17 protein-coding genes are annotated in these 14,225 nt (G+C 63.1%); 8 read left to right on the top strand and 9 right to left on the bottom strand.

Features of this window, described 5'->3' with window-relative positions; translation table 11 throughout:
* Nucleotides 1-10: 10 nt before the first annotated feature.
* The 7 genes from pheT to infC all read right to left on the bottom strand — a co-directional run bounded on the left by pheT (nucleotide 11) and on the right by infC (nucleotide 6,281).
* Nucleotides 11-2,419 carry a phenylalanine--tRNA ligase subunit beta gene (gene pheT, locus HGP13_RS02100; protein WP_172220834.1) on the bottom strand — a complete coding sequence of 803 codons (2,409 nt, stop codon included), beginning with the start codon at nucleotides 2,417-2,419 and terminating at the stop codon, nucleotides 11-13.
* On the bottom strand, nucleotides 2,416-2,838 hold the full coding sequence (locus HGP13_RS02095) for a GFA family protein (RefSeq protein WP_172220831.1): 423 nt from the start codon (nucleotides 2,836-2,838) through the stop codon (nucleotides 2,416-2,418). The genes pheT and HGP13_RS02095 overlap by 4 nt, the downstream gene beginning before the upstream one ends.
* On the bottom strand, nucleotides 2,835-3,932 hold the full coding sequence (pheS, locus tag HGP13_RS02090) for a phenylalanine--tRNA ligase subunit alpha (protein ID WP_172220828.1): 1,098 nt from the start codon (nucleotides 3,930-3,932) through the stop codon (nucleotides 2,835-2,837). The genes HGP13_RS02095 and pheS overlap by 4 nt, the downstream gene beginning before the upstream one ends.
* Nucleotides 3,933-4,074: 142 nt before the next feature.
* Nucleotides 4,075-4,476 carry a 50S ribosomal protein L20 gene (gene rplT, locus HGP13_RS02085; protein WP_023672281.1) on the bottom strand — a complete coding sequence of 134 codons (402 nt, stop codon included), beginning with the start codon at nucleotides 4,474-4,476 and terminating at the stop codon, nucleotides 4,075-4,077.
* 88 nt (nucleotides 4,477-4,564) lie between these two features.
* Nucleotides 4,565-4,768, bottom strand: a complete 204-nt coding sequence (gene rpmI / locus HGP13_RS02080) for a 50S ribosomal protein L35 (RefSeq protein WP_006201248.1) — start codon at nucleotides 4,766-4,768, stop codon at nucleotides 4,565-4,567.
* Nucleotides 4,769-4,950: 182 nt separating this feature from the next.
* Nucleotides 4,951-5,577, bottom strand: coding sequence for an isoprenylcysteine carboxylmethyltransferase family protein (locus tag HGP13_RS02075; RefSeq protein WP_172220825.1), 627 nt, complete (start codon nucleotides 5,575-5,577; stop codon nucleotides 4,951-4,953).
* Between the two features lie 167 nt (nucleotides 5,578-5,744).
* Nucleotides 5,745-6,281 (bottom strand): translation initiation factor IF-3, encoded by a 537-nt coding sequence (gene infC, locus HGP13_RS02070; RefSeq protein ID WP_010912915.1) that lies wholly within the window; start codon nucleotides 6,279-6,281, stop codon nucleotides 5,745-5,747.
* A gap of 221 nt (nucleotides 6,282-6,502) precedes the next feature.
* On the opposite strand from infC, the gene HGP13_RS02065 reads away from it, so the two are divergent.
* The 4 genes from HGP13_RS02065 to HGP13_RS02050 all read left to right on the top strand — a co-directional run bounded on the left by HGP13_RS02065 (nucleotide 6,503) and on the right by HGP13_RS02050 (nucleotide 9,869).
* Entirely contained in the window at nucleotides 6,503-7,273 is a 771-nt protein-coding gene (locus tag HGP13_RS02065; protein WP_172220822.1) for an alpha/beta hydrolase, read from the top strand.
* A 2-nt stretch (nucleotides 7,274-7,275) separates the two neighbouring features.
* A complete protein-coding gene (locus tag HGP13_RS02060) occupies nucleotides 7,276-8,418 on the top strand; it encodes a benzoate/H(+) symporter BenE family transporter (protein ID WP_172220819.1) in 1,143 nt (380 codons plus the stop codon).
* A gap of 117 nt (nucleotides 8,419-8,535) precedes the next feature.
* On the top strand, nucleotides 8,536-9,012 hold the full coding sequence (locus tag HGP13_RS02055) for a DUF2852 domain-containing protein (RefSeq protein ID WP_172220813.1): 477 nt from the start codon (nucleotides 8,536-8,538) through the stop codon (nucleotides 9,010-9,012).
* Between the two features lie 98 nt (nucleotides 9,013-9,110).
* Nucleotides 9,111-9,869, top strand: a complete 759-nt coding sequence (locus HGP13_RS02050) for a M48 family metallopeptidase (protein WP_172220810.1) — start codon at nucleotides 9,111-9,113, stop codon at nucleotides 9,867-9,869.
* Here the strand turns inward: HGP13_RS02050 and HGP13_RS02045 are convergent, their stop codons facing one another.
* Complete coding sequence (locus HGP13_RS02045; protein ID WP_172220807.1) at nucleotides 9,870-10,088, bottom strand: hypothetical protein; 219 nt, start codon at nucleotides 10,086-10,088, stop codon at nucleotides 9,870-9,872.
* Between the two features lie 112 nt (nucleotides 10,089-10,200).
* Between HGP13_RS02045 and HGP13_RS02040 the strand changes: the two genes are divergently transcribed.
* From HGP13_RS02040 to accD, 4 genes are all read left to right on the top strand, one after another.
* Nucleotides 10,201-10,860, top strand: a complete 660-nt coding sequence (locus tag HGP13_RS02040) for a phosphoribosylanthranilate isomerase (RefSeq protein ID WP_172220804.1) — start codon at nucleotides 10,201-10,203, stop codon at nucleotides 10,858-10,860.
* 29 nt (nucleotides 10,861-10,889) lie between these two features.
* A complete protein-coding gene (gene trpB, locus HGP13_RS02035) occupies nucleotides 10,890-12,140 on the top strand; it encodes a tryptophan synthase subunit beta (RefSeq protein ID WP_172220801.1) in 1,251 nt (416 codons plus the stop codon).
* Between the two features lie 61 nt (nucleotides 12,141-12,201).
* Nucleotides 12,202-13,041 (top strand): tryptophan synthase subunit alpha, encoded by an 840-nt coding sequence (gene trpA, locus HGP13_RS02030; RefSeq protein ID WP_172220798.1) that lies wholly within the window; start codon nucleotides 12,202-12,204, stop codon nucleotides 13,039-13,041.
* A 48-nt stretch (nucleotides 13,042-13,089) separates the two neighbouring features.
* Complete coding sequence (accD, locus tag HGP13_RS02025; protein WP_172220795.1) at nucleotides 13,090-14,016, top strand: acetyl-CoA carboxylase, carboxyltransferase subunit beta; 927 nt, start codon at nucleotides 13,090-13,092, stop codon at nucleotides 14,014-14,016.
* A 32-nt stretch (nucleotides 14,017-14,048) separates the two neighbouring features.
* On the opposite strand, the gene HGP13_RS02020 is transcribed toward accD, so the two are convergent.
* Nucleotides 14,049-14,210, bottom strand: coding sequence for a hypothetical protein (locus HGP13_RS02020; protein ID WP_172220792.1), 162 nt, complete (start codon nucleotides 14,208-14,210; stop codon nucleotides 14,049-14,051).
* Nucleotides 14,211-14,225: the final 15 nt, after the last annotated feature.

The following is a 14,225-nucleotide window of genomic DNA, read 5'->3' as shown; positions in this document are numbered from 1 at the left end:
TCCGCAGTCCTTACGTCCTCAGCACGCCGCCGGTCTGCTTGCCGACATTCTCGATGATGCGCTTGGCCAGCGCCTCGAAATCCTCGTCGGTCAGCGTCTTCTCGACCGGCTGGATCGACACTTCGATGGCGATCGATTTCTTGTCGGCACCAAGCGACGCGCCCTCGAAGATGTCGAACACCGAAACGGCTGATATCAGCTTCTTGTCGGCGGCCAACGCCGCGCGCACCATCGTGCCGGCCTCGACCGTTTTGTCGACGACGAAGGCGAAGTCGCGCTTCACCGCCTGGAAGGCGGAAAGCTCCAGCTTCGGCTTGGTTTTGGTCGGCTTGGCCTTCGGTTCCGGCACGGCGTCGACGAACACTTCGAAGCCGCACAGCGGTCCGGAAACGTCCAGCCCTTCCATCGTCTTCGGATGGAACTCGCCGAACGTGCCGAGCACGGTCTTCGGCCCGAGCTTGATCGTGCCGGAGCGGCCGGGATGATACCAGGCGGGACCACCCGCCTCGATCTGCAGTCGGTCGACCGGCGCGCCGCAGGCTTCCAGTGCCGCGATCGCATCGGCCTTGGCATCGAACACGCCGACCGGGCCGGAATTGCCAGCCCAGTTGCGGCCGGAGCCATCTAGCTTGGCGGTGCCGCGGCGCACGCCGGCGGCCACGCGCCGCTGCTGGTCGGCGCCGTCGCCTTCATAGGTGCCGGACACTTCGAACAGCGCCACATCGCCAATGCCCTTGTCGGCATTGCGCTGCGCAGCGGCAATCAGTCCCGGCAGCAGCGACGGCCGCATGTCGGACATGTCGGCGGCGATCGGGTTGGCAAGCTTCAGCGCCGTCTGGCCGCCGCCGAACAGCTCGGCATGTTTGGCCGGGATGAACGACCAGGTGACGGCTTCCATCATGCCGCGCACGGCAAGTGCGCGCTTGGCGGTGCGGGTGCGGACCTGCAGCGTCGTCAGGATCTTGGAAGTGACCGCATCATGCGCGCCAAGCGGCTGCGGCGCGATGTTGTCGACGCCGTGAATGCGCATCACCTCTTCGACCAGGTCGGCCTTGCCGTCGACGTCGGGCCGCCAGGACGGCACCGCCACATCGACGACGTCGCCCGACCCCTGCGGCTTGAAGCCGAGGCGCGACAGGATGTCGAGGCTTTCCGCCTTTGGCACCTCGATGCCGGTCAGCCGTGTCACTTCCGACAGCGGGAAGGAAACGATCTTGGGCTTGTGACCGGCATAGCCGACAATCTCGGTCTCGGTCGGCGTACCGCCGCAGAAATCGAGCACCAGTTTCGTCGCCAGCTCGACGCCGGGGACCATGAATTCGGGATCGACGCCGCGCTCGAAGCGGTAGCGCGCATCGGTGATGATGCCCAGCGTGCGGCCGGTGCGCGCTGTGGTGATCGGGTCCCAAAGCGCCGATTCGATCAGCACATCGGTCGTGTTCTCGTCGCAGCCCGAATGTTCGCCGCCCATGACACCAGCGATCGATTCGACGCCATTGTCGTCGGCGATGGCGCACATGTCGGGCGTCAGTGTGTATTCGCGGCCATCGAGCGCCAGCACCTTCTCGCCGCCGCGCGCCCGGCGCACGACTAGGTTGCCGGCAACTTTCTTGGCATCGAACACATGCAGCGGCCGGCCGCGGTCGAAGGTGACATAGTTGGTGATATCGACCAGCGCACTGATTGGCCTCAGACCAATGGCGATCAGCCTTTGCTGCAGCCATTTCGGCGACGGGCCGTTCTTCACGCCGCGCACGAGGCGCAAGGCGAAGCCCGGGCAAAGCTCCGGCGCATCGATCGTCACCTTGACCGGCGTCTCGCCCTTGCCGGGAATCTTTTCCACTGCAGCACTTTTCAGCGTGCCGAGTCCGCTTGCCGCCAGATCCCTGGCAATGCCGTAGACGCTGGTGGCATCGGGCCGGTTCGGTGTCAGATTGATCTCGATGACCGGATCGTCGAGATGCGCATAGGACGCAAAGCTGGTGCCGACTGGCGCATCCTCAGGCAGGTCGATGATGCCATTGTGCTCGTCCGAGAGCTCCAGCTCGCGCTCGGAGCACATCATGCCATGGCTCTCGACGCCACGGATCTTGCCGACCGTCAGCGTCACATCGATGCCGGGGACATAGGCGCCGGGCGCCGCGAAGGCGCCGATCAGCCCGGCGCGGGCGTTCGGTGCGCCGCAGACAACTTGAACAGGGGGCTTGCCGTCGCCGGTATCGACGGTCAGCACGCGCAGCCTGTCGGCATCGGGGTGCTGCACCGCCGTCAGCACCTTGGCGATGACGAAGGGTTTCAGGCTCGACTTGTCGTCGACATGCTCGACTTCGAGGCCGATCGAGGTCAGCCGCTCAACGATCTCGTTGAGCGAGGCGTCATTCTCGAGATGATCCTTGAGCCAGGAGAGGGTGAATTTCATGGGACTGTTCCGTCTGGTCTTTTGACGCTTGATTTCAGGTGTCTCGGCAGGTCGCCGGACATATGCAGGTAAGGAAGCTGCTCGCTGACATAGGCATGATGCGTCGGCTCGAAATCGGCCGGCACGTCCATGGCGCCGAGCATGAAGTAGATGTCGTCCTCCAGCCGCTCGTCGACATAGGCGATGGGCGAGCCGCAGACGCCGCAGAAGGAGCGTGTCACCGGGCCGTTCTCATACATCTTCAGCGCCTTGCCGGTGAACGCCACCTGGTCGACCGGGAAGCCGACAAAGGCCGATACCGGCGCGCCGCTCGCGCGCCGGCAATCGCCGCAATGGCAATAGCTGACGTGATGCGGTTCAGCCGAAGCCTCGAACCGCACGGCGCCGCAGCGACAGCCGCCGATGTGGGGCGCTGTCATGCGCTCAATCCGCCGAACAGCGTCGGCATGTCGAGCGGACGGAAACCGTAATGCGACAGCCAGCGCACATCCGCGTCGAAAAAGGCGCGCAGGTCCGGCATGCCGTATTTCAGCATGGCGATGCGGTCGATGCCCATGCCCCAGGCAAAGCCCTGATACTCGTCTGGATCGAGCCCGCCGGCGCGCAGCACATTGGGATGCACCATGCCGCAGCCGAGGATCTCCATCCAGTCGGAGCCTTCGCCGAAGCGCACTTCGCCGGGCCGCGAGCGATCGCACTGGATGTCGACCTCGAGGCTCGGCTCGGTGAACGGGAAGAAGGACGGGCGGAAGCGCATCTTGACCGACGGCACCTCGAAGAACGCCTTGCAGAATTCTTCCAGCACCCACTTCATGTTGGCGACGTTGGCTGATCTGTCGATCACCAGACCCTCGACCTGATGGAACATCGGCGAGTGGGTGGCGTCGGAATCCTGGCGGTAGGTCTTGCCCGGAATGACGATGCGGATCGGCGGCTTTTGCTTCTCCATGGTGCGGATCTGCACCGGCGAGGTGTGCGTGCGCAAAAGCTTGCGCTCACCCTTCTCGTCCGGCTGGAAGAAGAAGGTGTCGTGCATCTCGCGCGCCGGATGGCCTTCCGGGAAATTCAGCGCGGTGAAATTGTAATAGTCGGTCTCGATATCGGGACCTTCGGCGATGGCGAAGCCGAGATCGCCGAAGATCGCCGCGATCTCGTCGATAACCTGGCTGATCGGATGGATGCGGCCGCGTTCGGCCGGCGACTGCCGCACCGGCAGCGTCACGTCGACCTTTTCGGCGGCCAGCCGCGCGGCGATCGCCAAATCCCTGAGTTCGGCCTTGCGGGCCGTCAGCGCCTCGGTGACGCGGTTCTTCAGGCCGTTGATGACAGGGCCCTTGATCTGGCGCTCCTCGGCGGTCATGGCACCAAGCGTCTTCAGCATTTCGGACACGGTGCCCTTCTTGCCGAAGGCAGCGATGCGCACAGCCTCGATGGCCGGCTCGTCGGCGGCCGATGCGATGTCGGCCAGAAGTGAGCTTTCAAGCGTATCCAGGCCGGTGGTTGCGTCGTTCACGGTCAAACTCGCTACGTTGGAAATCTGCACTAACGTGAAGGTCACGTTCAAGTTGGGTATTCAGGCATAAGAAAAACCCGCGCCAGCCGTGCCAGCGCGGGTTCCCCAAATCAGAATTGCGAATGCTTGGGAAGCGCTGGTCTTAGGCGACAGCGCTTTCAAAAGCGTTCGGCGTGGTGTTCTTCAGATATTCGAGCGCGACCTTGGCCTTGGCGACCAGGGCTGCGAAAGCCTGCGGCTCATGGATGGCCATGTCCGACAGGATCTTGCGATCGATCTCGATGCCCGACTTGTTGAGCCCGTCGATGAAGCGGCCATAGGTCAGGCCATGCTCGTGCGTCGCGGCGTTGATGCGCTGGATCCACAGCGCGCGGAACGAGCGCTTGCGGTTCTTGCGGTCGCGATACGCGTACTGCATCGACTTTTCCACCGCCTGCTTGGCGATGCGGATGGTGTTCTTGCGGCGGCCGTAGAAGCCTTTCGCGGCTTTCAGGACCTTCTTGTGCTTGGCGTGCGAGGTGACGCCTCTCTTTACGCGTGCCATGTCATGATCTCCTTAAAAGCAATTCCAGGTGCCTGGCGGCTTTCCGTTCCGAATTGCGTAAAACTGATGCGTGTCCGGACCGAATGCCTTAGAGGCCGTTCGGAAGAAAATTCTTGATGACCTTCTTGCCATCCGGTTCAGCCAGAACCATCGTGCCGCGGGCATTTCGAATGAACTTGTTGGAACGCTTGATCATGCCGTGACGCTTGCCGGCCGCAGCCGACAGGACTTTACCCGTACCTGTGATCTTGAACCGCTTCTTGGCGGCCGATTTGGTCTTCATCTTGGGCATTTTGCTACTCCGTTTCGTTGGCGCACTATCGCGCTTCTTGTTCGCTTCGGGCCGACCAAAGCCCGAAAAGCAAATGAAACCGCCACGGCATGCCCTGCCGGGCGGTTTTCTTGAACGGCGGTCCTATACGTCAAAGACGGCTTGTACGCAACACCTCAGGCCGTGCGACGCTCGGTCCCCGGTCAGGGCAGCGTAAACCACACCGGCAGCATGCCCGACTGCTGCGCGCCGTCGATCAGTTCGAAGGCGGGCAGCGCGATCAGGAACACCAGCCCGTCGAGCAGCGTGGTGAGCAGCAGACGCGGCTTGAAGCTGCCTGTATCGCCCTCTTGGTAAAGGGAGAGGTTCGGGAAGAAGCGCGGCACCTTGTCCAGGTAGGCCTGATAGGGCGCGCCGAGCGCTTCCTTGAGAAACTTCTCCTCGCGCAGGATGACGATGTGGAAGGCGCCCGCGCACAGAGCAGCGAAGAGAACGATGCCGGAGAACGAGCCGATCTGCGCGCCAACGCCGGCCGCGGCCACGGTCGAGAACACATAGAGCGGGTTGCGGGTGATCGAGTAGGGTCCGCCCGTCACCACCTCGGAAGATTTGCGCCCGCCTATATAGAGCGTCGACCAAAGGCGCCCGACGATGCCGAGGAAGATCAGCAGCACGCCGAACATCTCGATCGTTTCATGCACCGGCGTGTCGGGTGGGAAGGTCGATTGGCCGAACAGCAGTGCCAAAAACAGCACCACCACGAGCACGGCAAGCACCAACCGGCGCATCTGCTGGTAATTCCCCAGCCCGTATTTGACTTCATTGTCCAAGGGAATACCCGATCGTCGAAGAGCTTAGCCGGCGATCGCAGCTTTCGCCAAAAAACAGGCGTCCCACCAATCGCCGGGACGGCCTGTAACACAATTCAGGAGGATTTAGCGTAATGGCCACGCCTAACCTTATCGTGACCACGCCGTGATGTCGCTGACGGCGCGCCTTAGCGCGGCGCCAGCACCATCATCATCTGGCGGCCTTCGAGCTTCGGCTCCGCCTCGACCTTGGCGATGGTTGCCACTTCCTCGCGCACCTTGTTCAGAAGCTGCATGCCGAGTTCCATATGCGCCATCTCGCGACCGCGGAAGCGCAGCGTCAGCTTGACCTTGTCGCCTTCCTCGAAGAAGCGGCGCACCGCCTTCATCTTGGTCTCGTAGTCATGGCTGTCGATGTTCGGCCGCATCTTGATCTCCTTGATCTCGATGACCTTCTGGTTCTTGCGCGCCTCGGCCGCCTTCTTCTGGTTGGCGTATTTCAACTTGCCGAGATCGAGGATCTTTACGACGGGCGGTACCGCATTGGGTGATATCTCGACCAGATCGAGCCCGGCCTCTTCGGCGAGCAGCAATGCGTCGTTGATGGAAACATCGCCGCGGTTCTGGCCTTCGGCGTCGATAAGCTGGACCCGGGGAACCCGGATATCACGGTTGGAGCGCGGCCCATCCTTGGTCGGCGCCGCTGCTTTGAAAGGTCTGCGAATGGTCGTGGTCTCCTTGGCCGTTTCGTTCAGGATTTGTCAGTCTTGATGCGTGGACGCGCAATGTGGTGAGCGCGCGGGCGGAGTCAATAGCACAGCATTGACAGAAAATCACCCTGATCACTGCCTGCACCAAACAAAGAAACAGCGCGAGCACTTTTCGCCGCGCCTGTGGCTGTGCCACAAGAACCCCGAGCCAAAAAGAGGGGCCTGAGGAAAAAGCCATGACCGTCACGCCCCCAAGCTTTCTCGATGTAGATGGATCGCGCATCGCCGTGCGCCACACGGCAGGCTCGACGCCTGGCATTGTCTGGCTGGGTGGCTACAAGTCGGACATGCTGGGCACGAAAGCGCAGACGCTTTCGGACTGGGCGGCGAGGGAAGGCCGGGCCTTCCTGCGTCATGACTATTCCGGCAACGGCGAATCCGGGGGCGCGTTTGCCGACGGCACGATTTCGACATGGCTGGCGCAGAGTCTTGCCGTGTTCCGGCATTTCGCCAAGGGCGATCAGATCCTGGTCGGCTCGTCGATGGGCGCCTGGATCGCGCTGCGCATGGTGCAGGAATTGCGCAAGACGGGCGACGCAAACGTCGTCGGCCTGGTGCTGCTGGCGCCGGCGCCGGATTTTACCTCTGAGCTGGTCGAACCGGTGCTGACCGAAGCGCAAAAGCGCGACCTCGCCGAGAAAGGCTTCTTCGCCGAGCCCTCCGACTATTCCACGGAACCCTACATCTACACGCGCGCCCTGATCGCGGACGGTCGTGCCAACCGGGTCATGACCGGGCCGATCGACACCCATTGCCCGGTGCACATCCTGCAGGGCCTGGCCGATCCGGACGTACCGTCGAGCCATGCTTTGAAACTGGTCAGTCTGCTGCCGGCCGACGATGTCACGCTGTCGCTGATCCCCGACGGCGACCATCGCCTGTCGCGGCCCCAGGATCTCGACATGCTGCTGCGGGCGGTCGGCGACATGGCCGCGCGGGGCAAGTGACGATGCGCCTCTCGATCCCGATCTCGGCCTTCGTCGCCGCCATCGTCGGCTTTGGCGGCACGCTGGCCATCGTCATTGCCGCCGCCCACGCCGTCGGTGCGACGCAAATCCAGACGGCGAGTTGGGTGACGACCATTTGCCTGGCCATGGCGATCGAAAGCCTGTGGCTGTCCTGGCGCACGAAAATGCCTGTCATCACCGCCTGGTCGACGCCGGGCCTGGCGCTGATGGCGGCGTCAACCGGCTTTTCAATCGGCGAGGCCATCGCCGCCTTCATCGTCACCGCCATCCTGTTGATCGCCACCGGCCTGTTTCGGCCGTTGACGCAGCTGATCTCCAGGATACCGCCCTCGGTCGCCTCAGGCATGCTGGCCGGCATCGTCGTCACCTTCGTCCTCAATGCGGTCAAGACAATCCCCGTCGACCCCTGGCTGATCCTGCCGCTGATCGCAGTGTTCTTCGTCATCCGCCTGTTCAACCCGGCGCTGTCGGTGCTGGCGGTGCTGATCGGCGGTGGTCTGGCCGCGTTTCTCACCGGCCGCGTCGGCGGCCTGCCGACGCCGGAATTGTCGACGCTGACGCTGATTGCGCCTGATTTCACCGCCAAGGCGATGATCGGCCTGGCGCTGCCGCTCTACCTCGTCACCATGGCTTCGCAGAACCTCTCAGGCCTCGCCGTGCTGCGCGCCGCCGGCTACCACCCGGAGCCTGGCCCGCTGATCGGTGTCACCGGCTTGTTTTCGCTGCTGTCGGCGCCGTTCGGCGGTTCCACCACCAATCTGGCGGCGATCTCGGCGGCGATCTGCACCGGGCCGGACGTCCATCCCGACCCCGCCGAACGCTGGAAGACCGGCCCGTTCTATGCGCTCGCCTATCTTATCTTCGCGATTTTCGGCGCCTCGCTGGTGGCGATCTTCGCCGTCCTGCCGCAGAGCCTGATCGTGCTGGTGGCGGGTCTGGCGCTGATGGCGTCGCTCGCCAACGCGCTGGCGATCGCTCTGAAAGACGAGGGCGACCGCATGGCCGCCACCGTCACCTTTGTCGTCACCGCCACCGGTCTGACGCTGTTTGGCGTCGGCGCCGCGTTCTGGGGCCTGATTGCCGGGCTGGTCGTGCTTTTCCTCGATATGCTCAAAAAGCGATAATCATTTCAGAAGCTTGTCCGGTTTTGGCGGACCTTGTCTTGAATCGCCGTTTTTGCCTTCCCATTTCGATTCCACGCAGCCGTTCCTGGCTGTCTCCAACCGAAGGAATGGGAGAAAATGAACACATCTGCATTGATCCGCCCGGCCTGGACGCCGGCAACCATCGCGTTGATGGTGATCGGCTTCATGGTGTTCTGGCCGCTCGGCTTCGCCATGCTCGCCTACATCATCTGGGGCGACCGGCTCGACGGCTTCAAGCGTGACGTCAACCGCGCTACAGACGGCATCTTCGCCGGCCGCCGCCGCGGGTCGGACAAGGCCGCGCGCTGGGGCAATGGCTCCGCTCGCACCGGCAACGTCGCTTTCGACGACTGGCGCGAAAAGGAGCTTGAGCGCCTTAATGAAGAGCGCCGCAAGCTCGACGAGATGCTGACGCAGTTCGACGAGTACGCCCGCGAATTGCGCCGCGCCAAGGATCAGGACGAGTTCGATCGCTTCATGGCGAACCGCAACAAGTCGACTGCGCCTGCGAAGACCGATCCGAGCACTGAAACCACCAAGCGTGGCAAGGGCTCGAACCTGCTTGACGACTGAGGCCCGGCGACAGGCCAAGGTATGACGACGGCGTCGCGCGAGCGGCGCCGTTTCTTTTTTGTTCTAGTCGTTTCCCTCGAATCGCGTATCGTCCCGTCATGACCGTCGGCTTCTTTCGCAATCTGACCAAGCCTAAGCCCACGCCCGTCGTGGAGCGAGAATATTGTGTCGCCGGCCGCACGCTGCCGCTCAAGATCGTCGAGAGCGCCCGGGCGCGGCGCCTGACGCTACGCATCGATTCCGGCGGCCAGGGCCTGCGCATCACCGTGCCGCCGGGCTTGCGCCGCGGCGAGGTGGACAGGTTCCTCGACCGCCACCAGGACTGGCTGGAACAACGCCTCGCCAAGGTGCCGACCCGGCCCCAGGTGCGGCCGGGCATCAAGATCCCGGTGCGCGGTGTGCCGCACCGCATCGTCCACGAACCGTCAAAGCGCGGCACCGTCACCCTTTCGCGCGACGAGCGCGGACCGCTGCTGATCGTGCATGGCGACCGGATCCATCTGCCGCGCCGCATCGCCGATTTCCTCAAGCGCGAGGCCAAGAAGGAGATCGAGAAGCTGGTGATCAAACACACCGAGGCGCTCGGCAAGCGGGCCAAGGCGATCCGCTACAAGGACACCTCCAGCCGCTGGGGCTCCTGCACCTCGGAGGGCAATCTATCCTTCTCCTGGCGCATCATGATGGCGCCTCAGCCGGTGATAAACTACCTCGTCGCGCATGAAGTGGCGCATCTCAAGGAGATGAACCACGGCCCGAAATTCTGGAAATTGTGCGAAAAACTCTGCCCCGACACCGACCGTTGCAAGGACTGGCTGAAGCGCAACGGCGGCGCGTTGCAGGCGATTGTGTTCGAGTAGTCAATCATCATTTGCCGCATTAAGCTCATCCGGCCGAAGCCCCTCATCGCCATGATACGGCCAAGGCAAAAAATTGCCGTCGAAATCATCGCTGCCGAAATAATCCAGCGCGCGGTGCGCTTCGGCGCCGTTGAAGGCGGCCTTGTCCATCAGGTGGGCGATGACCTCGCGCGCCTGGGCGATCTTCTGCTTGAGTTCGGCAATGGTTCTGTCGGCCATGATCTTTCTCCCGCCTGGCAAGCTGTCCATCCATAGGTAGCGCCTTTGGTCGTGCTGGCAAACAGCATGCTTTTTCTCGACTCTTGGCGCGTTTCATGCCAATTCCCGCGCCATGGCGCTCGATATAAAAATCTGTGGCTTGAAGACCGACCAGGCAATGGCCGCGGCACTGGCCGGCGGCGCCAGCCATGTCGGCTTTATTTTCTTTGCCAAGAGCCCACGCTTCGTCGAGCCGGTGGAAGCCGGGCGTCTGCGCGAAGCGGCGCGCGGCAAGGCCTTGGCGGTCGCCGTCACGGTCGACGCCAGCGACGCCTTCCTCGATGAGATCGTCGAAAAGATGCAGCCCGACATGCTGCAACTCCACGGCTCGGAAACGCCCGAGCGGGTGGCCGAACTGAAAGCCCGCTATGGACTGCCGGTGATGAAGGCGCTGCCGCTCAGCGAGGTCGCCGATCTCGACCGTATCAAGCCATTCATCGGCGTCGCCGACCGGCTCCTGTTCGACGCCAAGCCGCCAAAGGGCTCCGTATTGCCAGGCGGCAATGGCGTCGCCTTCGACTGGCGCATCCTTGCCGGCCTTGACGCCGGCGTCGATTACATGCTTTCCGGTGGGCTCAACGCCGCCAACATCGGCGATGCCCTTCGGCTTGCCAATCCGCCCGGAATAGACATTTCCTCGGGCGTGGAAAGAGCCCCGGGCGTCAAGGATCCGGCGCTGATCGAACAGTTTTTCCGGGCCGTCCGGGCCGCGCGCGACGACCGCGCCGCCTGAATATTTCTTTCGAAACAGGAGATCGGCGAATGAACAAGCCGGCGACACCCAATTCCTTCCGCACCGGACCCGACGAGCAGGGCATGTTCGGCATTTTTGGCGGCCGGTTCGTCGCCGAAACGCTGATGCCGTTGATCCTCGATCTCGAGCGGAACTGGAACGAGGTCAAGAACGATCCGGATTTCAGGGCTGAGCTGACCGATCTTTCGACCCACTATGCCGGTCGGCCGTCCAAGCTCTATTTCGCCGAAGGCCTGACCAAGCATCTTCGTGAGGTTTCCTCGGCGAAGGGCCTCGGCGGCGGCGCAAAAGTCTATTTCAAGCGAGAGGACCTGAATCACACCGGTTCGCACAAGATCAACAACTGCCTTGGCCAGATCCTACTCGCCAAGCGCATGGGCAAGAAGCGCATCATCGCCGAGACCGGCGCCGGCCAGCATGGCGTGGCATCCGCCACCGTCGCCGCCCGCTTCGGTTTTCCCTGCGTCGTCTATATGGGCGCCACCGACGTTGCCCGCCAAAGCCCGAACGTCTTCCGCATGAAGCTGCTCGGCGCCGAAGTGCGGCCGGTCACAGCGGGCCACGGCACGCTCAAGGATGCCATGAACGAGGCATTGCGCGACTGGGTGACCAATGTCGAGGACACCTATTATTTGATCGGCACCGCCGCCGGCCCGCACCCCTATCCGGAGCTGGTGCGCGACTTCCAGTCGGTCATCGGCACCGAGGCGCGCGCGCAGATCCTAGAACAGGAAGGCCGGCTGCCCGACACCATCATCGCCGCTGTCGGCGGCGGCTCGAATGCCATCGGCCTGTTCCACCCCTTCCTTGACGACAAGGAGGTCAAGATCATAGGCATCGAGGCCGGCGGGCGCGGTCTTGACGGCATCGAGCATTGCGCCTCGATGAACGCCGGCGCGCCGGGCGTGCTGCACGGCAACCGCACCTACCTGCTGCAGAATGCCGACGGCCAGATCATGGACGGCCATTCGATCTCGGCCGGTCTCGACTATCCCGGCGTCGGCCCGGAGCATTCCTGGCTGCGCGATTCCGGCCGCGTCGAATATGTGCCGATCCTCGACGACGAGGCGCTGGAGGCTTTCAAGCTGACGACGCGCGTCGAGGGCATCATCCCGGCGCTGGAATCCGCGCACGCCATCGCGCATGCGGTGAAGATCGTCCCTGAAATGGACAAGGACCAGATCGTCATCGTCAACCTGTCGGGTCGTGGCGACAAGGACGTGCACACGGTGGCCTCGATGCTGGGCATGGAGATCTAGGCCCTTTGGACAGTTTCGATTGGGAGTTGATTATGAGCAACATTCGTCCAAAGGGCCAGACATGACCACCCGCATCGACCGCCGCATGGCGAAGCTCAAGACCGAAGGCCGCCCGGCGCTCGTCACCTATTTCATGGGCGGCGACCCCGACTATGACACCTCGCTGTCGATCATGAAGGCGCTGCCCCCGGCCGGCGCCGACATCATCGAACTCGGCATGCCGTTCTCCGACCCGATGGCTGACGGCCCTGCGATCCAGGCCGCCGGCCTGCGCGCGTTGAAAGGCGGCCAGACGCTGGTCAAGACGCTGAAGATGGCGGCCGAATTCCGGACCAGTGACGATGAAACCCCGATCGTGCTGATGGGCTATTACAACCCGATCTACATCTACGGCGTCGACCGCTTTCTCAAGGACGCCATTGCCAGCGGCATCGATGGCCTGATCGTCGTCGACCTGCCGCCGGAAATGGACGAGGAACTCTGCATTCCGGCGCTGAAGGCCGGCATCAACTTCATTCGCCTGGCGACGCCGACCACCGACGACAAGCGACTGCCCAAGGTGCTGCAGAACACGTCGGGCTTTGTCTACTACGTGTCGATGACCGGCATCACCGGCTCGGCACTGGCTGACACCGGCAAGGTGGCGGCGGCGGTGAAGCGCATCAAGGGCCACACCGACCTGCCGGTCTGCGTCGGCTTCGGCGTCAAGACCGCCGAGCAGGCGCGTGTCATCGGCGCCAATGCCGATGGCGTCGTCGTCGGCACCGCGATCGTCAATGCGGTCGCCAATGTGCTGGGGCCGAAGGGCGAAAAGACCGCCGACCCGGCCGAGGCCGTGGCCACGCTGGTCAGTGGCCTGGCGCAAGGCGTGCGTTCGGCCCGCCTTGCTGCCGCCGAATAGTCTTCCTACGTCTTTACCCAACTCTTCGTCAGGACAGGAGCCGAAGCGATGAACTGGATCACCAATTACGTTCGCCCGAAGATCAATTCGATGCTCGGCCGGCGCACCGACATGCCCGAGAATCTCTGGATCAAGGATCCTGAGACCGGCGAGATGGTGTTCCACAAGGATCTGGAATCCAACCAGTTCGTCATCCCGTCTTCGGGCCATCACATGAAAATCTCGGCCAAGGAGCGGCTGAAATTCTTCTTCGACGACGGCAAGTACGAGCAGCTCGACAACCCCAAGGTGGTTCAGGATCCGCTGAAATTCCGCGATGAGAAGCGCTATGTCGACCGGCTGAAGGACGCCAAGGCGAAGACCGGCCTCGAAGACGCCATCATCAACGCGCTGGGCACCGTCGAGGGCCTGCCGGTGGTGGTGACGGTGCAGGATTTCGCCTTCATGGGCGGCTCGCTCGGCATGGCCGCGGGTGACGCCATCGTCCACGGTTTCGAAGTCGCCTTGCAGCGCAAGCGGCCGCTGATCCTGTTTGCCGCCTCCGGTGGCGCCCGCATGCAGGAAGGTATTTTGTCCCTCATGCAACTGCCGCGCACCACGGTCGGCGTCGACCGGCTGAAGGAAGCCGGCCTTCCCTACATCGTCGTGCTGACCAACCCGACCACCGGCGGCGTTACTGCCTCCTACGCCATGCTGGGCGACGTGCACATCGCCGAGCCCGGCGCGCTGATCGGTTTTGCCGGGCCGCGCGTCATCGAACAGACCATCCGCGAAAAGCTGCCGGACGGCTTCCAGCGCTCCGAATATCTGATGGAGCACGGCATGGTCGACATGGTGGTCTCGCGGCTTGAGCTGCGCGAAACGATCGCACGGCTGTTGAAGATGCTGCTCAAGATGCCGGTCGAGCAAAAGCCGCTGGAGCCGGAAATCCTGCCGCCGGCGGTGATCGCCGCCGAAGCCCGGCCGCAGGCCTGACGCGGCACCATGCATGTCGCCCAAAAGTGACCTCAGTTTTGGGAAAACGGCATGCATAAAACAAAGATCCAAAGCGCGTCGCATGCGACGTGCTCGTGCGCCGCGAACAGCGATTGCGCTATGTCCATGGCACGCTGTAGCTTTTTCGAATCGCCGTGGCCCTTCTTGAAACTGATTCCGGTTTTCAGGGTCATGCGTTAGGATTCCGC

It is taken from the genome of Mesorhizobium sp. NZP2077 (genome assembly GCF_013170805.1).
Lineage (GTDB): Bacteria > Pseudomonadota > Alphaproteobacteria > Rhizobiales > Rhizobiaceae > Mesorhizobium.
Note: the sequence above shows the minus strand (reverse complement) of the source record. Positions and strands in the feature narration are given on the sequence as shown.